General features: G+C 57.6%; 22 protein-coding genes and 5 pseudogenes. 7 read left to right on the forward strand and 20 right to left on the reverse strand.

Going from position 1 to position 23,244, the window contains the following annotated elements; all coding sequences use genetic code 11:
• Nucleotides 1-147 precede the first annotated feature (147 nt).
• The 6 genes and pseudogenes from CDI09_RS15300 to CDI09_RS18645 all read right to left on the reverse strand — a co-directional run.
• Nucleotides 148-1,005 (reverse strand): annotated as a pseudogene (locus tag CDI09_RS15300) (ArsB/NhaD family transporter); the annotation flags it as partial.
• Nucleotides 1,005-1,427: an arsenate reductase (glutaredoxin) gene (gene arsC, locus CDI09_RS15305; protein WP_025440179.1), complete on the reverse strand. Its 423-nt coding sequence runs from the start codon at nt 1,425-1,427 to the stop codon at nt 1,005-1,007. The pseudogene CDI09_RS15300 and the gene arsC, both read right to left, overlap by 1 nt.
• Entirely contained in the window at nt 1,424-1,777 is a 354-nt protein-coding gene (locus CDI09_RS15310) for an ArsR/SmtB family transcription factor (RefSeq protein WP_025440180.1), read from the reverse strand. Before CDI09_RS15310 ends, arsC begins: the two co-directional genes overlap by 4 nt.
• A gap of 154 nt (nt 1,778-1,931) precedes the next feature.
• Nucleotides 1,932-2,060 carry a hypothetical protein gene (locus CDI09_RS18890; RefSeq protein ID WP_258911761.1) on the reverse strand — a complete coding sequence of 43 codons (129 nt, stop codon included), beginning with the start codon at nt 2,058-2,060 and terminating at the stop codon, nt 1,932-1,934.
• Nucleotides 2,061-2,144: 84 nt separating this feature from the next.
• The gene (locus CDI09_RS18640; protein ID WP_010509905.1) at nt 2,145-2,522 is read right to left on the reverse strand and encodes a multicopper oxidase; all 378 of its coding nucleotides are present in this window, start codon (nt 2,520-2,522) and stop codon (nt 2,145-2,147) included.
• Nucleotides 2,449-2,802 carry a multicopper oxidase domain-containing protein gene (locus tag CDI09_RS18645; protein WP_231289981.1) on the reverse strand — a complete coding sequence of 118 codons (354 nt, stop codon included), beginning with the start codon at nt 2,800-2,802 and terminating at the stop codon, nt 2,449-2,451. The genes CDI09_RS18640 and CDI09_RS18645 overlap by 74 nt, the downstream gene beginning before the upstream one ends.
• Before the next feature lie 284 nt (nt 2,803-3,086).
• On the opposite strand from CDI09_RS18645, the gene CDI09_RS15330 reads away from it, so the two are divergent.
• Together CDI09_RS15330 and CDI09_RS15335 are read left to right on the forward strand one after the other, a co-directional pair.
• Complete coding sequence (locus tag CDI09_RS15330; protein WP_025440182.1) at nt 3,087-3,716, forward strand: ABC transporter ATP-binding protein; 630 nt, start codon at nt 3,087-3,089, stop codon at nt 3,714-3,716.
• The gene (locus CDI09_RS15335; protein WP_010509899.1) at nt 3,713-4,522 is read left to right on the forward strand and encodes an ABC transporter permease; all 810 of its coding nucleotides are present in this window, start codon (nt 3,713-3,715) and stop codon (nt 4,520-4,522) included. Before CDI09_RS15330 ends, CDI09_RS15335 begins: the two co-directional genes overlap by 4 nt.
• 96 nt (nt 4,523-4,618) lie before the next feature.
• On the opposite strand, the gene CDI09_RS15340 is transcribed toward CDI09_RS15335, so the two are convergent.
• Nucleotides 4,619-5,704, reverse strand: coding sequence for an ATP-grasp domain-containing protein (locus tag CDI09_RS15340; protein WP_010509898.1), 1,086 nt, complete (start codon nt 5,702-5,704; stop codon nt 4,619-4,621).
• 40 nt (nt 5,705-5,744) lie between these two features.
• Here CDI09_RS15340 and CDI09_RS15345 point away from each other — a divergent pair, with 40 nt between their 5' ends.
• Nucleotides 5,745-6,653 carry a methyltransferase gene (locus CDI09_RS15345; RefSeq protein WP_010509896.1) on the forward strand — a complete coding sequence of 303 codons (909 nt, stop codon included), beginning with the start codon at nt 5,745-5,747 and terminating at the stop codon, nt 6,651-6,653.
• Between the two features lie 19 nt (nt 6,654-6,672).
• Entirely contained in the window at nt 6,673-7,557 is an 885-nt protein-coding gene (locus CDI09_RS15350) for an iron-containing redox enzyme family protein (RefSeq protein ID WP_010509894.1), read from the forward strand.
• Nucleotides 7,558-7,582: 25 nt separating this feature from the next.
• On the opposite strand, the gene CDI09_RS15355 is transcribed toward CDI09_RS15350, so the two are convergent.
• Nucleotides 7,583-8,693 (reverse strand): IS3 family transposase gene (locus tag CDI09_RS15355; RefSeq protein WP_095666531.1). Its coding sequence is split into 2 segments (ribosomal slippage): nt 7,583-8,447 and nt 8,446-8,693, totalling 1,113 coding nucleotides; the frame shifts between segments, so codons are not numbered across the junction.
• A gap of 339 nt (nt 8,694-9,032) precedes the next feature.
• On the opposite strand from CDI09_RS15355, the pseudogene CDI09_RS15360 reads away from it, so the two are divergent.
• Nucleotides 9,033-9,789, forward strand: a pseudogene (locus CDI09_RS15360) (IS5 family transposase).
• 397 nt (nt 9,790-10,186) lie between these two features.
• Here the strand turns inward: CDI09_RS15360 and CDI09_RS15365 are convergent.
• Entirely contained in the window at nt 10,187-10,516 is a 330-nt protein-coding gene (locus CDI09_RS15365; RefSeq protein WP_133251178.1) for a heavy metal-binding domain-containing protein, read from the reverse strand.
• 800 nt (nt 10,517-11,316) lie between these two features.
• Here CDI09_RS15365 and CDI09_RS15370 point away from each other — a divergent pair.
• Nucleotides 11,317-12,735: an alkaline phosphatase family protein gene (locus CDI09_RS15370; RefSeq protein WP_010509887.1), complete on the forward strand. Its 1,419-nt coding sequence runs from the start codon at nt 11,317-11,319 to the stop codon at nt 12,733-12,735.
• Nucleotides 12,736-12,879: 144 nt separating this feature from the next.
• On the opposite strand, the gene CDI09_RS18655 is transcribed toward CDI09_RS15370, so the two are convergent.
• The 3 genes and pseudogenes from CDI09_RS18655 to CDI09_RS15380 all read right to left on the reverse strand — a co-directional run bounded on the left by CDI09_RS18655 (nt 12,880) and on the right by CDI09_RS15380 (nt 13,680).
• Nucleotides 12,880-13,050, reverse strand: coding sequence for a hypothetical protein (locus CDI09_RS18655; RefSeq protein ID WP_242407805.1), 171 nt, complete (start codon nt 13,048-13,050; stop codon nt 12,880-12,882).
• 116 nt (nt 13,051-13,166) lie between these two features.
• A pseudogene (locus CDI09_RS18660) lies at nt 13,167-13,370 on the reverse strand (RES family NAD+ phosphorylase); the annotation flags it as partial.
• On the reverse strand, nt 13,354-13,680 hold the full coding sequence (locus tag CDI09_RS15380) for an XRE family transcriptional regulator (protein ID WP_231289964.1): 327 nt from the start codon (nt 13,678-13,680) through the stop codon (nt 13,354-13,356). The pseudogene CDI09_RS18660 and the gene CDI09_RS15380, both read right to left, overlap by 17 nt.
• 446 nt (nt 13,681-14,126) lie before the next feature.
• Between CDI09_RS15380 and CDI09_RS17895 the strand changes: the two genes are divergently transcribed.
• Nucleotides 14,127-14,534 (forward strand): hypothetical protein, encoded by a 408-nt coding sequence (locus CDI09_RS17895; protein WP_146220916.1) that lies wholly within the window; start codon nt 14,127-14,129, stop codon nt 14,532-14,534.
• 954 nt (nt 14,535-15,488) lie between these two features.
• On the opposite strand, the pseudogene CDI09_RS15395 reads toward CDI09_RS17895, so the two are convergent.
• The 8 genes and pseudogenes from CDI09_RS15395 to CDI09_RS17910 form a co-directional block, all read right to left on the reverse strand.
• A pseudogene (locus tag CDI09_RS15395) lies at nt 15,489-15,800 on the reverse strand (helix-turn-helix domain-containing protein); the annotation flags it as partial.
• 150 nt (nt 15,801-15,950) lie between these two features.
• Nucleotides 15,951-16,574, reverse strand: a complete 624-nt coding sequence (locus CDI09_RS17900) for a peptidase associated/transthyretin-like domain-containing protein (RefSeq protein WP_146220917.1) — start codon at nt 16,572-16,574, stop codon at nt 15,951-15,953.
• A complete protein-coding gene (locus CDI09_RS18300) occupies nt 16,561-16,797 on the reverse strand; it encodes a hypothetical protein (RefSeq protein ID WP_170120505.1) in 237 nt (78 codons plus the stop codon). The genes CDI09_RS17900 and CDI09_RS18300 overlap by 14 nt, the downstream gene beginning before the upstream one ends.
• 43 nt (nt 16,798-16,840) lie before the next feature.
• A complete protein-coding gene (locus CDI09_RS15400) occupies nt 16,841-19,000 on the reverse strand; it encodes a hemagglutinin repeat-containing protein (RefSeq protein WP_110571416.1) in 2,160 nt (719 codons plus the stop codon).
• Nucleotides 19,001-19,220: 220 nt separating this feature from the next.
• On the reverse strand, nt 19,221-19,424 hold the full coding sequence (locus tag CDI09_RS19020; protein ID WP_110571417.1) for a CPCC family cysteine-rich protein: 204 nt from the start codon (nt 19,422-19,424) through the stop codon (nt 19,221-19,223).
• A complete protein-coding gene (locus CDI09_RS18665) occupies nt 19,421-21,901 on the reverse strand; it encodes a hemagglutinin repeat-containing protein (protein ID WP_306415907.1) in 2,481 nt (826 codons plus the stop codon). Before CDI09_RS18665 ends, CDI09_RS19020 begins: the two co-directional genes overlap by 4 nt.
• 45 nt (nt 21,902-21,946) lie before the next feature.
• Nucleotides 21,947-22,486 (reverse strand): annotated as a pseudogene (locus tag CDI09_RS18900) (hemagglutinin repeat-containing protein); the annotation flags it as partial.
• Between the two features lie 226 nt (nt 22,487-22,712).
• Entirely contained in the window at nt 22,713-23,123 is a 411-nt protein-coding gene (locus tag CDI09_RS17910; protein ID WP_146220919.1) for a hypothetical protein, read from the reverse strand.
• Nucleotides 23,124-23,244 lie beyond the last annotated feature (121 nt).

Below are 23,244 nucleotides of genomic sequence, written 5' to 3' on the forward strand. Positions count from 1 at the left end.
CAGTCTGCGTGGCCTTGCAAAAGTCACGACTGAATGGACCCTCGTCGCTCTCGCATACAACTGCAAAAGAATGGCACGGCTTCAGGCAGCATAAGCCGGGTCAGCCTCGGCGTTATCAGCCGCAAAATGCCCAACCCGACAGGCTGCTAGGGAGAAGATCACGATCTGCCACGGAGCACCCCGCAGCACCTTGCGAACAGAGATCACCCGGCCATATCCGGCGACGAGCAGCAGGATTGCAGCAGCCAGGCAGGCTACGACACAGACCGGGATATGAAACGGCGCGGTCAGGAAATAGGCCGCCAGAACCAGGGCTAGCAGCGGAAATGCCGCCCGGAATACATGAGGGTCACGAATGGCCGTGGCAGGTGCGGGCAGTTCGGCGACGGGATAGGTCGCAGGCACCTGCCGCCGGTACCACAGCCACAAGACGGCCAGCGTTGCACCAAGTGCTACCAGATCGACAGGGACCATGATCGTGGCATAGCGATCGAACGCAATGCCAAAGAAATTGGCGCTGACGATGTTCACCAGATTGGAGATGACCAGCGGCAGGCTGGTGGTGTCCGCGACGAAGCCGGTCGCTATGATGAAGGCCAGGGCTGCAGTATGGCTCAGGCGGAGCTGAGTGAGGATGGCGATGACAATGGGCGTGAGCAGCAGGGCCGCGCCGTCATTGGCGAAAACCGCTGCAATGGCCGCTCCCAGCACCACGATCAGCGGGAATAGCGTCTGGCCTCGCCCTTTGCCCCAACGCACCGCGTGCAGGGCGGCCCAATGGAAGAACCCGGCCTCGTCCAGCAACAGCGAGATAACGATCAGCGCGATAAAGGTGAAGGTCGCGTCCCAGACGATGTGCCAGATGACCGGAATGTCGTGCCAGTGGATCACACCAGCCGCCAGAGCCACGGCGGCACCTGCCATTGCGCTCCAGCCGATGCCCAGCCCCCGAGGCTGCCAGATGACAAAAACCAGCGTGACAACGAAAATCAGAAGCGCCAGCATCAGACGATCCGCTTTCCGGATTCATCGACGGTTTTCTCGTTGTCCGCTTTGACGAATGCGCCCTGCTGTGGGTTGGGCAGGATGTCCAGAACCGTCTCGGACGGACGGCAGAGCGCAACGCCGAGCGGGGTGACGACGATCGGTCGGTTCATCAAGATTGGGTGTGCGATTATGGCATCGATCAGCGCGTCATCGCTCAGGGCCGGATTATCGAGGCCAAGTTCGTGAAAGGGCGTGTCCTTTTCCCGCAGGACCGAGCGCACCGGAACGCCCATAAGGGCAATCAGATCGACCAGTTCCGCACGATTGGGAGGCGTTTTCAGATACTCGATAATGCGAGGCTCCTCGCCGCTGTTGCGGATCAGTGCCAGCACATTGCGCGACGTGCCGCAGGCCGGGTTGTGATAGATCGTGATGGTCATGAGCAGGATTCGGGGGACGGACAGCAGGAGGACAGGGTCGCGATCAGGGGCGCACAGAGTTCGGGACTGCCCGCACAGCAGTCCCTGACGAGGAAGAGCATCAGGTCCTGCAGGCGAGAAAGACAGGCGCGATAGACGATCTGCCGACTGTGGCGTTGCGCGCTCAGCAGGCCGGCACGTGTCAGGATCGCGAGGTGGGTCGAGATCGTGTTCTGCGGCATATCAAGATGGCGAGCGACATCTCCGGCGGGCAGGCCGTCCGGTTCATGGCGCACAAGCAGGCGGAAGATAGCCAGCCGCGTGGACTGGGACAGGGCGCTGAGCGCGGCAAGGGCCGATTCCATATCCATATATCTTTGATTGTGGATATATAAAATAATGTCAATCCCTGTCCTGGCGCGGGGGGGGGGGCGTACGTTCATGCATAAGCCATGAGAGCCTGTGTTCCTTACCCTGCTTGCCGATGGAGGCACCATGATAGATCGATTTCCGGCCGCCATCCTGTCAGCCTGCCTGATCCTGACCAGTGCGACGGCCCGTGCGGATCCGCCATGGGGGCATGGCGGTCATGACCGTCGTGGCAGTGGCGGGGCCGTGACTGGCGGCGCTACCATGGCCTGTGGGCACCGCCATCAGGCTATTACTGGATGCAGTCCGGAGCGCAGTACCTGCTTGTGGCGGCGGTAACCGGACTGATCGCGGGCGTGGTTGCTGCCACTACAGGCGTGGCGATGCCTGTACCGGTCGTGCCGGTCGTGCCTGCTTACCCGACGGCGCCCTATCCGGCAGCACCAGCTTATACGCCACCTTATTGAATGGGCCGTTGATCGTGAATGACCTGTAGCCGACCTCGAACCCCTTCGTCCCTTGCGTGGCGACCGCGTCGGCGCCCTTTCCCAGCCGCTGGAGTTCGGCTACCGGGTCGCCCGCAAGCGCACCCACCGCCATGTCGCCGCCACGGCTGAAGAATGGCGCGAATTCCTTCAGCACAAGGAATATCTCGCGGTCATGGGCGCCAGGATTATCCTTCGGCTCGATATAGACCAGCCCGACCTGCCCGGTATAGGTACCACGGTTGAGATCGCCCCCGGCCATGCCAATGCACCAGTTCCGGCGTATCGGTATCATTGAAGATGTCGATCACGCTGAGCCTGCTTTCCTCAAGCCGCAGCAGGGGGCCGGGAAACTGGCCATTATAAAGCGTGGTTGAAATGATGCGCCCGGGGGCAAGTTCGACCTGTCCCGTGGCGATCCGCAGCGTATGGTCCGCTTTTCCACCCATGACGGGGCCAGCGCCACGGCCCCGGCGCGGGATCATGGCCGCCGGCGTCGTTCGTCCGGACAATGCCAGAAAGGAACGGCGATCCAGCATCATGGTAATATCCGATTATGGGCAAACAGGCAGGGTTCCCAACGCCTACAGCGTTGGCCGGTTTCATCGGGCTGGCGCGGGGGCAGGCCGTCCTGTCGCCGGGACCTGTCCATAAATGGACCGTAGCCCGGGCCATGCACACCGGCGCGATGCCGGTCGCCATGTCCGGCGAGGATATAATATTTCCTCATATCGAGAAATTCAGATATGGGAAAAGGCCCGGGACTGGACGCAACGTGGCTGATGTCTTCGCGCGAACGGGCAGGGATGGCTGTTCAGGAGGATGGATGACTGTAGCGACAGATCAGGCCAGGCCTGTGGCGCTGGAGGTACTGGCCTTGCGCAGCGTCCATGGTGGCCCGTTTGCATTCACTGTCCCGGCGGGGGCGTGCGTGGCGATCACCGGGTCATCAGGCAGCGGGAAGTCGGTACTGCTGCGCATGATCGCGGATCTTGACCCGCATGAAGGCGATGCACGCATCGATGGACAGGCCTGCTCGGGCATGCCTGCGGCGCAGTGGCGCCGCCTGGTGCAATATGTCCCGGCGGAACCTGCGTGGTGGTCCGATATCGTGCTGGACCACATGGTGGATACGGACGCGGTGCGCGCGCTGGTCGCGCGCCTTGGCCTGCGGGAAGACTGCCTGCGCTCGCCGCTGTCACGCCTGTCCACGGGGGAACGCCAGCGGCTGTCCCTGATCCGCGCCCTGCTGCTGCATCCCCGTGTCCTGCTGCTTGATGAACCCTGTTCGGCGCTGGATGCCGCCACGACGGACAGGGTTGAAGCCGTTCTTCAGGAGGCAAGGGCGCAGGGGACGGCCATTGTCCTGGTCTCGCACGACATGGGGCAGGCGGGGCGCATGGCCGGGACGCGGTTCCGGATGGCACGGGGACACATGGAAGAAATCGCGCCATGACACCCATAGTGCTGACGACCGGGGACATGCTGGTGGCCGCTGCCCTGATCGCCATCGGCAGCGCGCTGTCGTTCCTGCTGTCGCTGGGGTTGCAGCGGGTGCTGCTGGTTTCCGCCGTGCGCATGGCGGTACAGCTTGCGCTTGTCGGCAGTGTGCTTTTGTTCGTGTTTGGTCATGCCTCCGTGTGGCTGACCATCGGGCTGCTGGCCTTCATGTTCACCGCCGCCGCCCGGGAAGCCGGGTCACGCCAGCAGGTCCGCCTTGGTCTGTGGTGGCATTTCGGGATCGCGGGTGCCTCCACGGTAACAGGGACGGTCATCGTGGTGCTGATCGGGCTGTTGACCGGCCTCCAGCCCCACCCGTGGTATGTGGCCCGCACGGCCATTCCCCTGACGGGCCTGCTGCTGGGCAATGTCATGAATGCAACAAGCCTGTCGATGAATACACTCCTGTCCGCCATCACGCGCGAACGGCAGGCCATCGAGGCGCGGATCATTCTCGGCGCGACCCGCGCGCAGGCAATGAACGGCCTGATTCGCCAGGCCATCCGGACGGCCCTGCTGCCGACGCTGAACCAGATGGCGGCCGCCGGGATCATTACCATGCCCGGAATCATGACAGGGCAGATCCTGGCGGGGATGAACCCCTTGGCAGCCTCAAGGTACCAGGTCCTGCTGATGTCACTTATCGTCAGTGGCAACCTGATCGGCGCGACAGCCGCGGCCTACCTGGCAGCCTGGCGGCTGACGGACAGCCGGGGGAGGCTGCGACTGGAACGCCTGCTTCCCCGATTGCAGAAGGGGTGAGGCGGTGGAACCACGTATCATGGCATGACAGCGCCGATCAGGGTCATACAGATGCGGAGCCTGTTTCCAGATCATGATCCGGGCTGCACATATGAACTAATTGGACGAAGGATAGCGCCGCATCAGCCTGAGTTGCCGCCACCATGCCGTGGCCAGCGCCATTGCGCTGATCGGGACCGCGCCATCGGCCCGCATCCGGGCCGCCAGCGCGAACAGGGCCGCCTGCTTGGCGAACACGCCACGATAGGCATCCCGCAGGCGCATCGTCGGGTCCCAGAACTGGATGGCTTCGGATCCGGCGCCGTTGATTTCGATAATCCGGAACTCTCCGCGTTGCAGGGCCGCCTCGCTGCCAAAACGTACGTCCAGGCGACCGAAATGGAAGCCGTGCATGGAGCGGGCTATGGCATCGACACGGTCTTCAAGGGCAGGGGTATTGAGCCGCATGGCATCCTCATAGCGGCCGCCCACCCGCAGGGACGCGACCGTGCCAAGGATGACGCATTCGCCACGCATCGGAACATGGTCAATCCCTCTGGTGGAAAGGGCGCGCCGGTAATGCCCGATCCGCGAGCACAGCCGTGGGTCGGCGGCCATCAGGGCCGCGATGGAACGCACGCCGTCGCCCGTGACCTGTGGGGAATGCCGGATGGCGAGACCGATAAGGCGGCCATGGGCTTCGGTCGGGCCACGGCTGTAGAACAGTCCGGCCTCAAAGGGGCCGGGCACGAATTCCTGCAAGAGGAAGCTGGCGTCGGGGGGGAAGGCCGCGATGTAGGCCGTCAGCCCATCTACGACATCGATCCGTCGCACGCCATGGCCGCACCAGCCGATATCGGGCTTGGCAACCAGCGGGTAGCCCAGTGTCCGCGCCATGGACGCTGCCGCCGGGATGTCAGCGGGGGAGACGAGGACGGTACGGGCGACCCATGGCGCATGCGCCTGACCGATCCGGGCCAGGCAGGCTGCTTTTGATTCGCCTGCCAGTCCCCCGGTCTCGATCGCCGGATTGACCACCGATGGCAGCGTCAGGCTGCGATAGCGTAGCCCCAGCCATAGCCACTGCAGGACAAGGGGTATACACAATACCGGCTTCGGAAGCCGTTCCATCGCACCAAAGCTGCAGGCGTTGCCAGCATGGTGGGAACAGGCGTAATTCGTGCTGCGTTGGGGCTTCATCATGGACAATCCTATCTTCCCCGCGGCAGTTCGGGATCACGCAATGCAACAGGTGGGGATCACGCTGTTGCGATCAGGCTACAGGTTTGTCTGCCCCACGCCAGAGACCCAGCGCCGCGTCAACGCGCGACCGGGTAATGGGTGGGCGGCGAACCCCGTCGATATCTTTGGCTGGAGCCGGCCCTTCCGGCGTGATGCGCTGCCCGTGTCCCTCTTTGCGCAGGCGACGGAAGCAGGGATGCTTGTCGCTGATAACGGGGCCTGGCGCAGCCGGTTCCGGTTCTCCACGCTGGGGGGCAACGGGTTCTTCCATTCCGCCTTTCCCACCGTGGCGGCGGATGCGGTGTTCTTCGGCCCCGACAGCTACCGGTTCGGCGCGGTGCTGGCGGCCCACCTGCGCTCCGCCCCGCCGCCCGTGCGGGCAGTGGACATTGGCTGCGGCACGGGACTTGGCGCGATCATGATTGCACAGGTCTGCCCGTCAACCGAAGTGGTGATGGTCGATATCAACCCCGACGCATTGCGGCTGGCGCGGATCAACGTTGGTCTTGCCGGCGTCGGCGGCATCATGGCGTGGCAGGGCGATCTCCTGTCGGGGCTTTCGGGTGCATTCGACCTGATCATCTCCAACCCACCCTATCTGCCCGATCCCGGTTGCAGACTGTACCGAGATGGCGGCGGCAGGCTGGGGGCGGGCCTGTCACTGGCGATTGTCAGAACGGCCATGGAGCGGCTGACGCCCGGCGGGACGTTGCTGCTCTATACCGGGACCGCAATCATCAATGGGGACAATCCCTTCCTGCGCGATGTGGTGGCCCTGCTGGATGGCCGGGAGTTTACGTGGGCGGCCACTGAGCTCGATCCGGATGTCTTTGGTGAGGAGCTGGAGAATGGTCCGCTATCCACGGCGGAGCGGATCGCGGTGATCTGCCTGACCGTGACACGGCGATAGCAGGAGAGGAATGGTGTCAATGAACAATATCCTGACGGGCAAGAGTAGCGACCGGGCGCAGCGGGAACTCCATCTGGCACTGGCCGGGCTCAATCGTCTAAGGCTGACGCCGTGCCTGCCCGAGGAGGACGGTGCGGCGGGACTGGATCTGCCCCGTCTGCTGGCGGAGGAAGCGGGTTTTCTGCGCTCCCTGCGCGAACAGGTCGCACCGATCGCCGCCCAGGCTCCCCGGGAGCCCGCGGCTTTCCTCGCATGGTTCGAGGAACTGGAACAGACCGGTCCCGGCCAGCACGACAGCCTTTTCCCCTGGCTGGCGCATGATGCATCCCGTGAGGCCATGTGCTGGTTCCTTGAACAGGAAGCCGCAGGGGAAGCGGGTTTCGAGGACCTGACGGCACTGGTCCAGGTCCGTATGCCAACGCGCCCCAAGTTGGAATTGGCGCGCAATTACTGGGACGAAATGGGTCATGGCCGGGAAGCCGGCATGCACGGTCCGATGCTGGCGCATTTGGTCCATGCCCTCGGGCTGCGGTCCCAATCGGAGACGACGGTGTGGCAGTCGCTGGCCCTAGCCAACACCATGTCCGGTCTGGCCTGCCGCCGGCATCTGGCGTTTCACGCGGTCGGCGCGTTGGGCGTGATCGAACTGACCGCGCCGGGTAGGGCGGCCATGGTCGCGGCAGGGCTGAAACGATTGGGCGTGCAGCCCGATGACCGGCATTATTTCGACCTGCATGCCGTGCTGGATGTGCGCCATTCCGCAACATGGAATGCAGAGGTTATCAGCCCGCTCATCGCGGAAGATTCGCGTCGTGCCCCGGCCATCGCCGAAGGCGCCCTGATGCGGCTGGAATGTGGCGCGGCCTGCTTTCGCCGCTATCGGGATCATCTGGGCCTGAAGTGACCCTACCCCGAGCGTGCCCTCAGTTTTAAGTTAGGGTCTGTGGGTTGCTGTATGCCTTGTCGGTGTGTTGAGCGAAAGCCTCTGGGGTCATGCCCCCGAGGCTGGTGTGGGGCCTGACGGCATTGTGGTCAGGCCGCAAGCCCTTGATGACCGAACGGGCGTGGGCGAGGTTGCGGAACAGGTGCTCGTTGAGGCATTCGTCACGGAACCGGCGGTTGAAGCTCTCGATGAACCCGTTCTGCTGCGGATTGCCTGGTGCGATGTAGTGCCACAGCACCGACCGTTTTTCCTGCCAGGCCTCGATCGCGTTCGAGGTCATCTCGGTGCGGTTGTCACGGACGATCATCATGGGAAAGCCGCGCTGTTCCCCGATCCGGTCGAGTTCGCGGCCGAGCCGTTCGCCTGACAGCGACGTATCCGCTACCAGCGCCAGGCACTCTCGCGTGTAGTCGTCCACCACTGTCAGCACACGGAAGCGTCGTCCGTTGTTCAGCGCGTCCGAGACGAAGTCCAGGCTCCATCGCTGGTTTGGCCCGTCGGGCAGCATCATCGGCGAGCGCGTGCCCATCGCCCGTTTACGGCCGCCATGCTTACGGACTGACAGCCCTTCCTCGCGATACAGCCGGAACAGCTTCTTGTGGTTCATCACCAGCCCCTCCCTGTCGAGCAGGATCTGCAGGCGCCGATAGCCAAATCGTCGTCGCTCTGCAGCCTGTTCACGCAGCCGCCCCCGCACTGTGGCATCATCCGAGCGGCGTGACGCATAGCGCCAGGTCTTCGGATCCATACCAATAAGCCGGCAGGCCCGTCGCTGCGAATAGTCTTTCTCCCGGATCGCGCAGGCCACGGCGTCCCGCCGCAAACCGGGCGTCACGAGTTTTTTGCCAGCAGGCCTTCAGCGTCGAGACGTCCATTACGCTCTCCGCCAGGAGCCGCTTCAGCTTCGCGTTCTCTTCTTCAAGAGCCGTCAGCCGACGCGCTTCCGACACTTCCATGCCGCCGTATTTCGACCGCCAGGTGTAGAAGGTCGCGTCGCTGATCCCGTGCCTGCGGCACAGATCCGCAGCCGTCGCGCCCACCTGATGCTCCTTCAGGATCCCGATGATCCGCTCCTGTGTGAAACGTGCTTTCTTCATCGTCTGTCTCTTATGGACAGACCTTACTTCAAATCGAGGGCATTTCAGGGGGCAGGGTCGATATTCCCGAACTGGGAACACTGGGAAATGGACAGGTTGTTGGGCTCGCAGACCAGGCAGTGAGGAAAGTGGCAGGGTAAAAGCTTTATTCGGGTTGGTCGGATTCATGTCAGAAACGCTCTGTACATGCCTACTCTGGTTGCCATGCGGCATAACCCTGACCTTCGAAGCATCTATTTTACGGCGTGTCGTCAGTTAAGCCCTGAATGTGGCACGTGTGGGTTGTACTTTATGGCTGCGTGTGCTGACTGTTTTCCCAGTTTTGGGGGAGACAGAGGGATGCGGCGCTATGGTTTACGCGATGACCAGTGGGAGCGGATAAAGGATCTTCTCCCCGGTCGTGAGGGTTATGTCGGCGGCACTGCGGCGAACAACCGTCTGTTCGTGGAGGCGGTACTGTATCGCTATCGCGCGGGCATTCCATGGCGCGACCTTCCTGCCCGTTTCGGGGACTGGAAAAACGTGCACCGGCGTCTGCGCCGCTGGTGTGAAAGCGGTGTCATCGAACGGATATTTCGTTATCTGGCCGCTGATCACGACAACGAATACATGATGATCGACAGCACAATTGTCCGGGCGCATCAGCATAGTGCCGGAGCTCTCAAAAAAGGGGCACGGATCAGGCCATCGGACGATCACGAGGCGGGTTGACTACAAAGATCCATGCCATCTGCGACGCTCTGGGCAATCCGGTGGAACTCGGCATCACACCGGGACAGGACGCAGATATCACCCAGGCGGAACCGCTTCTGGAAAACATCGACCCGGATGCTTTCCTTGCTGACAAGGCGTATGACGCGGACAGGTTGATCGATCGGCTGATACAGCGCGGGATTACCCTGGTCATCCCGCCAAAACGCAACAGAACAACACGACGGAAAACCGATTTTTCCCTTTACAGCGAACGAAACCTTGTTGAGAGGTTATTTTCAATAAACTCAAGCAGTTTCGCGCTATCGCAACCCGCTACGATAAACTGAAGTCAACATTCCTTGCAGCCGTGCAGTTCGCCTCAATCATGATCCTGCTTAACTGACGACACACCGTAGCTGGGCACTTTTAAGGTGCGCCTTGGCGAAGCGCTTGCCGACTGTATGGACGAGGTCGGAAGACATCGAGTAGCCGCGTGTATGGCTTGCCCGAGCACCGTGGCTGACATCCTACAGCGCGGGGCACGGCGATCACGGCTTCATGGGACACGAGAGATGGGCGGACGGCCGTGTCGTTGAGACCGTGCGCGACTGGCGTACCGAGGAGATGTCGCTCCACGTCGTGCGCCTGACATATGCCACGCGCCCACGCGTGCGGAACTCGTGCAAAGCTTCATGGTCTACCTGACGAGACGCTGGATCGAAGGTTTCGTCGGAAGAGATGCGATGGACTAAGACCACGAACGTCCGCTCCCGAGCAGGTTAGACGGGCGGCGGCGCGTCTTAGATGAGGGAGATAGCGGACCAACTATATGGAACCAGCATGGTGCGGGTCCGTAGGGCGCCGAGCCTAAGCGCATTGGTGACGACCGTGAGTGGGATGGCAAGAGCGGGGGCCACGATCAGGCGGTGCGTGAAGTCCTTCAGCTCCGAATTGTCGTCAGGCTGTTCGGTCGGTTCCTCCGCCTCCAGCGCAATGCCGCAAAGCGCGCAGTTTCCAGGATGGTCCTGCCGGATCTGCGGACGCATGGGGCATGTCCAGATCGTGTGGCCACCAGTAGGCGGCCAGGCAGCGGTCTGGGGCGCATGGCGGTTCTGATCATGGCAGGCCATATCATGAATCGCCTGGTCGTGGCCCATTCCCTTCTTTGGTTCCATAGTATCGGGGCTGCTCATCGGCTGAAGTGTCATACCGCATATCGGGCATTTGCCAGGATGCGCTTCCCTGATGTCCGGATGCATCGGACAGCTCTAAACGGCACCAGATGTGGACGTATGCTGACCGTCCATCTGCTGTTTTCCTGACATGCGGTCTCTCCCGATGGACGCAACGGGTGAAGACGAGGAAGAAGAGGCGTCTCGGTCAGACATTTAGAATGTCATGGTACATCCGCAGTCGAGCCGAAGGAAGAGTAAAGGGTCTGAAGCCGTTACCCTATTGATTGGATATGAAAACGTGCCTCAAGGAGGCGTCATCGGTGTGGGACCCGATTTGGTCATGGCCAGTTTCTGCGACTGGATCTCTGTCTCTAACCATCAGGGGTTACGTGGCGTCGCCACGCGGGATATACTGTTGGGAGAAGGGCAACGCGGATATGCCGAGCTAGTGTCTGTACAGAAACTGCAGGCTTGTTCTCTACATTCTCTTGTGTCACCCGTTTAAAAAAAGGGGATTAGCGGAGTTCCCACAAACTAGTGTATGAGTATAGCTGGTACTGTAACAATATTCGGGGGCTTTTGGCATTCTGTTGGGCGGGGCAGTCAGCCCGTGATCATTGGGAACTGGGACTTGATCAATGACTGAGACGTGGGTTTCAGGTCCGGGAGATTTGTATGATTTACAAGATAAAAGAAAATAACTTTCTGATATATGACTTATTAAATGGTGTAAAAAATAAAAGGAGTGGAAATCAATGGGTATTGAGCACGTAGTTGTATTAATGCTAGAAAATCGGTCATTCGATAGTATGTTTGGACAGTCGCCATCGTCCACCGATCCGATCGACCGACTAACGGGAACGGAGACTAATCCCTGGCATCATCCGGACGGCTCCGTCGAATCGATAGCCGTGTGGACTACGGACGGAACCGACCGTCAGGTGGTGCGCATTCCAGATCCTGATCCCGGTGAATCATTTAAAGACATTTACGAACAGATTCATGGACGCCAGGAAAAGGGCAGCTTGGCTTCGAAATTACCAGACATGTCAGGATTCGTAGATAATTATATGGCCCAGCCTGATCGCCCGGGTTCGCATAGTCCTGAGTCAGTCATGCATTTCTTCACCCCCGATCAGCTACCTGTATTGACGACGCTGGGTCGGGAATTCGGCATTTCAGACCGTTGGCATGCATCTGCGCCATGTCAGACATGGCCAAACCGTATCTTTGCGCATACGGGCACGTCTGGTGGATGGGTCAATAACTATCCGGACAAGCTCCCGTTTGAAATGCCCACCGTATTCAACAGATTAAGGGAGGTTCATAAGGATTGGAAAATATATTTTCATGACTTTGCGCAATCGACGACTTTGTCCTCTCTTTGGGAATTCTCGCTCTCGAATTTCAAATATTTTGAGGAGTTTGAGAATGATGCGAGAAAAGGGACTTTACCCGCGTATAGTTTCATCGAGCCGCGATATTTTGCTCACCCCATTTTGAGAAAGATGCCCAATGACCAGCATCCGGCGCACGATGTCGTATACGGGGAGGAACTCATTGCATCGGTCTATAATGCGGTTCGCAATGGTCCCTTATGGGATAAGACACTTTTAATCATTACCTACGATGAACACGGAGGATGTTATGATCATGTGACTCCACCAGCAGCAGTATCACCCGACGATAAACATCAAGATGGTTTTAATTTTGATTACTTCGGTGTCCGTGTCCCTGCAATAATCATCTCACCATATGTAAAGCCGGGTCACGTATTCAGGCCACAAGGCAATACCCCTTACGATCATACGACAATAATAGCGACACTTAGAAAACTATTTGGTATTCGTTCTCTAACCAAACGTGACCAGGCAGCGCCGGACTTTCTTGATGAGCTTCTTAAAACACCTGACAATCAAGGTCCAAGCAGCGTTCAGGCTTCAACGTCTTATTCGATGCGTGATTCGATTGATGCCGTCAAAGAGCCTTTAAACAGCCTTCAGATCAGTCTGGCGCAGGCAGCTAGACAATTGCCAACCGCTGGCGCTGATCTCGCGCTTCACAACAAGCGCGTCGCGGCGATGACGACTGCTCAAACGTACCCGTCGACCGTTGGAGAGGCATCTCTCGAAATTCAGGCTCATATGAACGCATTTACAGGACGGAATGCATAATTGCCGCTTGGTTGTTTGTCGCTCTTCAAAAAGAGGGGCGCCCGTTGTTATGGTTGGTGATCGACGTGACGTAATGGTCCCAATGGCTTCCGTTGGGACTTTTAACCGACTAATATCGTCGCAAGTCCTTCATTTATTCTCGGTTTACGACCATGACGTTGCGGTTGCTGGCAAACGCTTTTCATCGTCGATGACGGTTACGCGGGAGGGTAGACTGTCTGACCACTGCCAGAAGACCAGCTTCCTGTCATTTTCCATTGCTCCGGGGGCAAAACTCGGGACGATGATGCCAGCCACACCATTGGCTGTGAGCATTTTTGCGAGTTCCCACGAGGGCGGCATCTTGCCCTGATCGGCAAGATCTTCCCAGGGGCAGGGGAGGAGAAACCGCGATTATCAAGATTGGACGGGTCGGTCAGATCGAGGACGGGTTCGCTATCGACGTCATAGCCACAGATGGTCAAGGGCTGAGGCTTGAACGGGAAGCCTTGCTGGGCCTCGAGCCAGGCAGTCTCCATCCGCAGAGATGTGTAAAGGGCAGGTGTGCCGTCCAGGTTGAACCGGCCTCCATGAAGCGCCGCACCGTCGCCTGACAGTGGGGTGAAAGACCAGCGGGGATTATGAGCCCGGAACACCCGTCCGGTAAACCTCGCGCGTAACCGCCGGTTGCAATCCGATCGAGATAGCGCGCCGGACGGCGTCGGCGTATCTTTCCCGAACGAGCGCCTCGACAGTCTGATCACCGAAGGAGGGCAGGGGCTGTGACCGATACCATGCGAAAGCCTGTTGGGCTGAGCCCGCCCATGGCCGGACACGATTGAGGATCTCGACCATGTCGCGCAGCCTCGCCTGGGTGGTGGGGCGGCCGAGGCGGGCACTTTTGGAGACGGCGTCGCGGGACAGGCCCAGGGTGGCAGCCAGTTCGCCACGAGTGATATGCAGCATGCTACTCAGCCGTTCGGCCGCGATCAGTCCGGACGGATCGTAGGCGTCAGTAGAGAAACGTGGTCTCGGACATGACAGGTTGCCTCATATATTGACCATAGAATGGGATTATATATGAGGCGGTCTGTCCATGACAAGGATTCCAATTGGATATGCCCATGCGTTTTGGCATGATTACCTTGTCACGCGGCGAGACGGGGTATCTTGCTGTCCGCTAATCGCAAGTATCATTGGTTGCCTTCCCGAACAATCAAACTTGTAAATCCCATAATATTTGTTATGCCAACAGCGAGCAAAGCTACCAATGCCGCAGAGATGGAAAATCTCATTTTCAGTCGCTTAGAAGCCATTAATTTGGAAAAACTTTCGTAAAAATAGGGCGAATATCTTGAATAATAATTATCTTCCTGCCAACTTCCTGTTTCTCAGTAACCGATGGATATATTATGTCGCACATTGCAACCGTTGGATCGAAGTTCGAACTCATTTCCCGAATAAGAATGATTCACTCTCTTCTATCTGAATATCCAGATGTTGATTTCCTAAAGCGACACGATATTTACCAATCAATCGTTCAAACCCAGCTATGGATTGCCGTTCGTTCCTGGGATGGCACTGGAGTTTGTGTGGCGCAGGCAAAGCTGTCTACGCACCGCTTTCCATTGGGCGGCTATCAAGATTTACGCAATAACTGTGATGCTATTCCGGCGGATATCGGACGTGTGGCTCGCGAATTGGCCAGTCCGGTATATTTATCCAAAAATCATCCTGCGTGGCAGGAAATTTATAGGGTAACAGCGTTATTAGGAACACACGCGCGGGCCGATGCGGAAGCGATCCAGATTACTGTGTGAATGTTTTATTTTCACTTACGCAACTACCGGGTGAGTTTTTATTATACCTTGATAAATTATGGTCACTTCTGACCTTACAGTAGCAAGCATGACGGAGAAAAAGATGCTGCTTTTTTCCGGCATCGACTTGCGCCAGACCGCCATTCCTTAACCCTTGCCCATAGGTTTCGACCAGATGCCGGGGCCTGTAAGCCCATTTCGGAAATGGCGGCTTCAGGATCGTCAGAACTTCAAGGAATTCGTGCGAGGCATACCCACGATCGCGAACCGCATACATCGGTGGGTATGGCTGATCATCAGGCAGGGCGCTGCCACACCCCACGCTTCCACCAACGAATAAACAGCTGTGTGGCAGCCCGCCAAGAGCCAAACTCCGATGGCAGAACGCGCTACCTCGCGCCGTTCTGATGACACCAAAAAATCGCGGATATCGCCTGTCGAAGGTTTTCCGGTGGCATTTTCCCCTTCGGACGAACTTCTTCGATCAAAGTCTCCCAGACGGACCAAGTCTGATCGGAAAAAATAGACTGCATCATGTTCATCATAAACAGCTATATAGTCCGTTCTGTTATTCAAGACCTAACAGGCCCTAGTACACCTTCTACCCCTGATAACTGCCATTCTCAGAGGTAGCGATGGGCAACGGATTTCTGCATCAGGCCAGCCAACCAGAGAAATGGTCCGTGTCGCCACGAAAGAGAATAATTCCAGTGATCCTGCAGATTTTGGTCATATCAGACGTCAGATCTAGTGCAGGATTGCTGTAGCCACACTCTCCAAATAACGGTCATGAGAACGTATATCAATACCCGCATTATAAATAATACCAACATACTACGGACTTAATAGCCAACCAGAACCTGACCGACAATATCGTCAGGAATAACGAGCTTCCTGCGTCGGGCCATGTGATGCTACTCTTTCTTTCGCGTCAAGCGCCCAAACACGAAATTCCTGACAGTCCCGCCCTGTCGTGACCAGCGCCGATAATTCTGCCAGTTGGTCCGCTGTCAGGCGGCAGACCGACCCGTTGCGCCACTGATCGTGCAAGCCATCCGGCCCCGCAGCATTGAACCGGTGCACCCAGTCCCGCAGGGTTTGTCGGTCCATGCCGCCGATCCGCGCCGCTTCGCCCCGGCTGGCACCGTCGCGCACCACAGCCAGAGACAAACGGCGCCGTGCAACATTCGCATCCCGCATACGAGAGGCCAGACGCCGTAACGCAGAAGCCGTATAATCGGTCCGTAAGGCAATCGCACCAACCATTCCCGATCCTCCCTCTCACGACAGAATCAGAACAGGCCCTTCGCGTCACTTCACAGGTGAGTCAGAGACAGTAGCCCTTGGTATTACTCCATCGCCGTGTAACTTACATACCTCGGTCTCCGCCAATCCCGGTGCGATTCAATTCATGAATCAAGGCGTACATTGGTTTTTATTCAATACCCCAAACCAAGAAACGAATGGAACCGTCTGCCCATCAATGGTTGTTATTTTTTGCACGGTAACTGCCACAGCATTGTCTTCTTTGGTTGCATTATATCCAGCCACTATATACCAGTTTCCTGCAGGAAGATTATTAAAATTAAAATGTCCTCTCGATGGGCAAGTATTAGGACCATCTGCAGGGCACGAAATATGAGGAATAAATGGCATAACCGAAGATTCAACCCATCGGGGATCATTCAATGTATGATAGCTATGCAACAAGTAGTAATGTTTCATTTTTTCTGAAAGATTATACATATAATCATTTTCAGGAAGAAGGTCTATTGTAAAATTTCGAGAAGGGTTATCGTGATATGAACTTTCTATTGGATAAGAATCATATGTTCCATTAGGAACTTGATAGTTATGATATTTTTCAAAATATCCTCCACTAACACATCCTTTAATAGAAGCGCTCCCTTTTTTCTTTGCCCATGATACTTCATTTATATTTAATGGTATTTTTGGTGGCGTAGGCCGCACACAACCAAAAAGAAGAAGCGACGAAGATATTGCAAAAAACAATCTTTTAACATTGTTATTTTTTATCATTTTCTATCCTTTCTTGATCTGTCAAATTTTTATTGCTTGGCATTGCCTTTACCGCGTTTGACTCTTTGTACGCAGCCTTGACCGACTTTTCGAAACTATTCGTTAGGGACAAAATCTCGCCCGCTTCATTCGTATCAAAATCATTACTGATCGCATGGTTTGCAGTTGATGGATCACGGGACACGACACCTGATGTAGATCCAGAATTAATTTCTACATTCACTCCAATGATTGGTGCCGCAAAGCCACTTACTTTCGCACCCCCATCAAAAGTCTTTCTTTTCGTATTTTGTAACCCATCGTCTGGCCCTGTATTTCCACCAATACCAAGATTTCCATATGAAATACTGGCAGTATGCGTCGGCATATTCTGATTTATTCTGTTCATCATTCGCCGTCAGGCTACCCGTTGTAACCATATTGCCGGATGCCGCCGTGCTTTCCATGACGCCGGCATTGAGGGTCGTGCTGCGGGCAACATCGACATCAAGGCCGCCCTGACCTGCATAAAGCCCGGAACGGCCACTGGCTTCCGTCGAGGCGTAAGTGTCAGACAGAACCCCTGCCGAGGCATTGACCGAAAAACCTATCTCCCCGCCCGTGCCATAGACGGGAACGGCAAAGCTGAAGCCTGCGCTCTCATTCGTGCTGAGATAGCTTGCCGTATTCTGTGCCGAGGTAATATTCAGGTTACCCGCCGCCACATCTACGGAGCCACCGGATACCCTGGCCCCGTCCAGCGTAGTCGTCTCCGCCCCATTATCGATGCTCACATTCTGCGCACCCGTGACCGTCGTATCTACCTGTGTCGTGCTTTGTGAATTCGTGTGGGAATGGGAGGCACTGAGTTGCCCCGTAACACTGACCCCCCACTGCAGATTGGCGTTCAGCGAGGCCGTCGCCCCGATAAAAGCGGACAGGGCCGTCTGGCTGGTAGTCGTATGCGTGGTGTCCTGTCCCGACTGGAGCTGGATATTGCCCGGCGCCGCCAGCGTGACGCTCTCACCTGACAGGCTCGCGGCCGTGGCGATAATATCCCCGGCATTGCTGTCTGTCGCAGGCTGCGCCCCGGTCGCAGTCATGGTCAGTCCATCGCCAGCTTCTGCTTCAGATCCCTTTGCCGTGGTCGAAATAGTTTCGGATGTCTTGCTGTCATGCTCGAAGCCGACTTCCGCCTGTACTCCTACCAATTCTATGTTGGATTTCGTTACGTCTGATGTTGTCGCGGCCAGCTTGGTATCCACGAGCGTGGCCACAGTCTTCCCGATACTGACGCCGCTCTCCGCAGTTGACAGGGCATCCAGTGACTGGGTCGCCATGTCCTTGTCGCTGGCAGTCTGGGCCGCCGACAGGGCCAGATTGGCGGCCTGTCCAACAAGGGAGGTATCCGACAGTCCGACCTGCACGCCAATGAACTTGAAATCGCTGGTCTGCTTCGTGCTGGATACATCAGACAGCGCGTTGAGCAGGACAGACGATCCGGTTACGTTCAGATCCTTCGCGGCAACAAGATCAGAAGCGTTGATGACTACTGGGCCGCCGCCGGTAGCAGACAGGGTGCCCCCAGTCGCCGCAATCATGCTCGGAGTCCAGGTCGTGCTGCTGTCACTAACGCTTTCTTTGGAAGATCCGAACCCAACCCTAGCCTTGGCACCGTCAGTATCAAAATAAAATCCTTTGCTTTCCTTATCGTAATATGACTGCGCCGTACTCTGGAGCGCATTCTCCGTAAGACTGCCACCCGCCTGGAGCGCGACGTTGCCGCCGCCCGCAACCGCACCCGCCACGGACATGTCCTTGCCCGAGACCATGGTGACATTGTCATTGGCCGCCACCGTGCTGCCGACCTGGTCGGTGGAACTCTCGCTTGAGGTCGTGGTGGTCTTGTTCAGGAAGCCGTGCTCGACGGTGCGGGTATAGGAGGACTGGCTGTCGGTGACCGCGTTGAGGTTCACGTTGCCCGTCGCCATCAGCGTGGCCGACTTCCCGGCCGCGACCGTGGCGCCCGCCAGGGTGAGGTCGCCGCCGAGGGCGGCCGCCGTCAGGTTCCCGCCCGTGCTGATCGACGCCCCGAAATTCTCCGTCTCGGCCGCGCGGTGGCTGTAATCATGCTGTTCGATGTCCTGCGACGCGCTCGCCGCAACCGAACCCAGCGTGATCCCCTGCCCTGCCACAAGCGTGGTATCGCCCAGCGCGCTGAGCGACCTGCCATCAAACGTGATGTCCTTCGCCGCATAGATCTGCGCATCGCCCCCCGAGGTGATGGTACCCTGCGCGCCCAGAGACTGCGCCTTCCCGCCATCGACCATGAAGGTATTGAGCTGGTCCTCATTGACGACCGAGCCGTTCAGCGCCGCCAGCGCCACGCTGCCGCCCGACAGCGTCCCGCCCGCATTGACGATATCCCCGTTGGTCGCGGTCAGCAACAGCGCGTTGCTGGCCGAGATTTCCGCTACGCTATATGCCCACGCTTGTCGCCTTCCGGTTTAACTCGAACCTCGAGCGCGTCTATAATAGGCTCATCGGCAAGAGAGGATACAGACGCACCGTCGCTGCAATTATGCGAAAGCTTGTCGTCCGTGCAAAGGCGCTGCTCTGCAAAAATCAGCTTTGCATGCCAGAGTTCCTTTGATCGCAACGGATACTCTATGAAATTAAATCTAACTTCCGCTTATTTTGCCACGCCTTCCTAGCCTGATTCAGGCTGAAAGCATTAGCGCCGCCGGCATAGTCTGGATCTGCTGACTGAACAGGATCATCTTCCCATCCGCAGATAGTGCATATTTCGTAATCTCCATACTCTGAAATCGTCAATGATTTGCAACATGGGCACGGTAGCAATTCTGTCATTGTCTGTTCCAATAATCTATTACATTATTTGGGCGAAACATTATTTTCGGCACTCCGCTACCAGTTTTTACGGCGAAAGTGTTTGATTCTGGATCATAGAGCAAAATGTCTCCGTTGCCTCGTGTTTTTGTAAGAACATTATCTGGTGGATTGGCGACAGAGTTTTGTGCTCTTTCTACATATTCGGAATCACTCGAATACGCGGGAAATTCAGAACGATGTTTCACCGCATGACCAAACGCATTTTCAGGAGGCGTTAACTTTTTTGTCGCAGACCAATTGCCGACTAAGGCATTCCCTTTACTATCGACAATGATCGTCTTGCTTGATGTCGCATCTACAGTCACTTTCCCTGAAGCCAGATCTTCAAGTGTCGTAGTTGACATCGATATCAGATCAGCAGCCGTCAGCTGACGCGGGATGGGGTCGGCCAGGATATTATCCTGCTTGGAGGCCTCCTGCGCCTCAAATCCGGGGAGATCGAAGGACGTCTTATCGTCATGGATAGGATCAGCAATGACATGGTCAGAAGCCTGCTGATCATGGATCGGAAACTCTTCCGTGTATCCGTTCGTCTGCTCCGGGGATGGCGTTACCAGGATCGTCGGCTCGGACGCATCCGGTGATGCAGTCATCTGCGCAGACGAACTGGATCTATCCCCCATCGTCGTCGAAGACGATGGCCCGGCAGGCACAGCGTTTATCGATACATTGTCACGATGTTCTGCAACATAATTATAGACTTCGTATCCGCCTGCCACGAGAACAGCTGCCGCAGCGGCTGGTGCGAGTATTTCAGCAGTTCCGGCACTAACTGCCAATCCTGCGGCATACTGCATCGCCATCTCTGCGCTGGCATTATACTGGGCAACATTTGAGGCAGCCCCGGCACCGCTGATCGCATCGACAGAAGAGTTTCCTCCCACGGCTCCGCCGGCTGCCCCCAGTCCCGCGCTGGCGGCCGTTTCGATCGTATTGGCTATGGCGTATTGGGCGTCACGATCGTTCGGCGCAATGGCTTCTGCGATACCAGCAGCAGCTGGCAGGGTGACAAGGTTTCCAAACCCGGCCGCCGACGTGGCAAGAGCCGATCCGCCAATGCTGCCGTGGCCCAGCGCGGCGACACCGGCGTTTCCAGCTGTCTCCATAAGCACACGGCCGTATCCACCTTCCTTGAAGGCATCCAGACCTGACGCTGCAAGGCTATCCGAAACCATTCCCCCAACCTGTCCCACGGCCTGCGATCCGACCTGCTGGATCTGCAGGTCGTTCTGCATCTGCTGGGCGTCAAAGGTATTGGTCAGCGGATGGCTGGACGTGGAGGGCGAGCGGGAGAGGTCGCCACTGGTGCTGCCGGCTGCGATCTGCACGTTCGAGCCGATGGCCGACTGCGTGACCGAACTGGCGTCCTGATGGGTCGCGGCCCCCAGCAGGCCACCGGCATTGGCCGCCATGCCCGTGCCAATCGCGGTGGCGAAGCTGCCTGTGCCACCGCCCGTAGCCCCTTCGGGATTCATGACGTTGGCCTGGTAGCCCATCGTCTTCGCCGTGGCGTCGGTATGGTTGGCGATGTCATTGGCCACCAGCGTCCCCGTGGACAGCTGGTTGAGCGCGGCCGCCGCCGTACTTTCGATCACGCCCCCGTTCAGGGTCGTCGTCCCGCTCGCCGTGACATCAAGACCGCCACTGCCCGCATACAGCCCGGACTGCGTCGCCTCGGTCGAGGCATAGCTGTCCTTGACGGTCGTGTGACTGGAACTCGCGCTGCCCCCGATGTCACCCGCGCCCCAGACCGGGACCGAGAAGCTGGCGTCAATGCCCGTGGTCTTCGAATTGTAGCCCGACGTGTCCTGCGCCGTGGTGATGGTCAGGTCTTTCGTCGCGACATCAATCGATTTGCCGCTGATCTCCGCCCCGTTCAGGGTTGTCGTGCCGGTCGCGTTGGCGATGGTGACGTTGTCCGTGCCGCTGACCGTGCTGTCCACCGCCGTGCTGGACGCGGCATTGGTGTTGGTCTTCGAGGCGCCGAATTCGCCCTCGATGCTGACACCGGCCCCTTTCGTGCCGATGCTGGCCGAAGCCCCCACGCTTGCCTCGATCGATTTCGAGCTGGCGACCTCGTGCGTCGTGTCATACCCCGCCTGCAGCGTCACCTGCCCCGGCGCGGTCAGGGTCACGTCCTGGCCCGAAAGCTGGGACGCCGTCGCCACGATATTGCCCGACTGGCTGTCGGTCGGCACGCCGCCTGTCGCGGTCACGGCCAGCGTGTTGCCCGCCACCGCCGTCGAACCCTGCACCGTGCCCGTCGTCAGCGTCGTGCTCGACTTCTCGAGGTCAAAGCCGATATTCGACTGCACCGCAATCAGGTCGATGTTGCCTTTTGGGGTCTTGCCTTCCTCGAACAGGCTCGACAGGCATTTCACCTGTGTAATCCCGCCCTTCATGCTAGCCATGACCCCGGTCGAGACGCCCGTCATCGCCGCCTGCGCACCATCCAGGGCCGCAAGCTTCCCACTATCCTTGCCACTCGCCTGGGAGGCGGACAGGGCGATATCCACCATCTGTCCCACGACCGAGTTCGGGTTAAGCCCCGTGGTATCGCCGATGAACAGTGACTTGTGCGTCTGGGTCTGGGTGGCGACATCCTCAAGCGCATTGAATGACACCGACGATCCCGTGACCGTCGCATCCTTCGCAGCCCCGAGGTCGGATCCGTTGATCGTGACCGGCCCGTTCGCCGTAATGCTCAGGTTGCCGCCGGTCGATGCGATCTCGCTGGGGGTCCAGCTGGTCTGGGAATAGGTGTCGGTATCGGTCGTCTTGCCAAAGCCGATCCTGGCCGAAGCCCCGCTGGTGCCAAGGAACAGCCCGGACGATTTCTGTTCATAGAAGGCGTTGGCCGTATCCTTCAGGGCGTTTTCGGTGAACTTTCCACCCGCCTGGAGCGTGACATTGCCGCCGCCTGCGACAGTGCCCGCCACGGACATATCCCCGCTCGAGACCATGGTGACATTGTCATTGGCCGCCACAGTGCTGCCGACCTGATCGGTGGAACTCTCGCTCGAGGTCGTGGTGGTCCTGTTGAGGAACCCATCAGATCGAAAAACAGAAAGGACAGACCATCTTCTTGACCGCCCGCCCGACTATGCCGGAGATAGCATCTGGCGAGATCAATTCCTTATTAAGGACCCGGGTCAGGTCTCATTGAAAATCAATAAGTTGAAGAACTCTCGGATCAGGCTCTGACGTACGGTACCAGTATTACCTCGCCTAAAATGATAAAGCGTTTTATACGTCATCATCCGCAGGTTTATTATTTTGCGCCTTCTCTCTCCACATATTGAATAGGCTTAATAGTCTCTTTCCATCGGTATATTCTCCTTCCTTGACGCCGACACAGAATACTTCTACTATATGCATAGGGCAAATATCTACTTTACCCAGTCCAACCAATACCATTTGACCATAAAAATAGTTTCTTTTCCCCGTTGAAACTTGTTTCCAGATCACCCACGGATTTTTTTTTCGTAGAACTTCTCCCAAGTAAATACCTACATCGAATGCTAGCGATTTCGTGACAGAAGAAATGACAGATTCTGGAATCGCTATCGGAAATGGTTGACTATTTTTTATTTTCTCTTTCTCTTCTTCGTTTAGTTTTACTGATTCGACATGTTTTGCCAACCATTCACTTAGCATTTTAACGGACTCATAACTATAATCTAGCAGCCTGTCGGGTTGGGGTACCCTGTGAAGGGGTAAGGCTGTAGAGTGTCGCGATGAGCCGCTTCATCCCGTTTGACCGATCCCAGCCGTATCT

The sequence above is a fragment of the Komagataeibacter nataicola genome (assembly GCF_003207795.1).
Lineage (GTDB): Bacteria > Pseudomonadota > Alphaproteobacteria > Acetobacterales > Acetobacteraceae > Komagataeibacter > Komagataeibacter nataicola.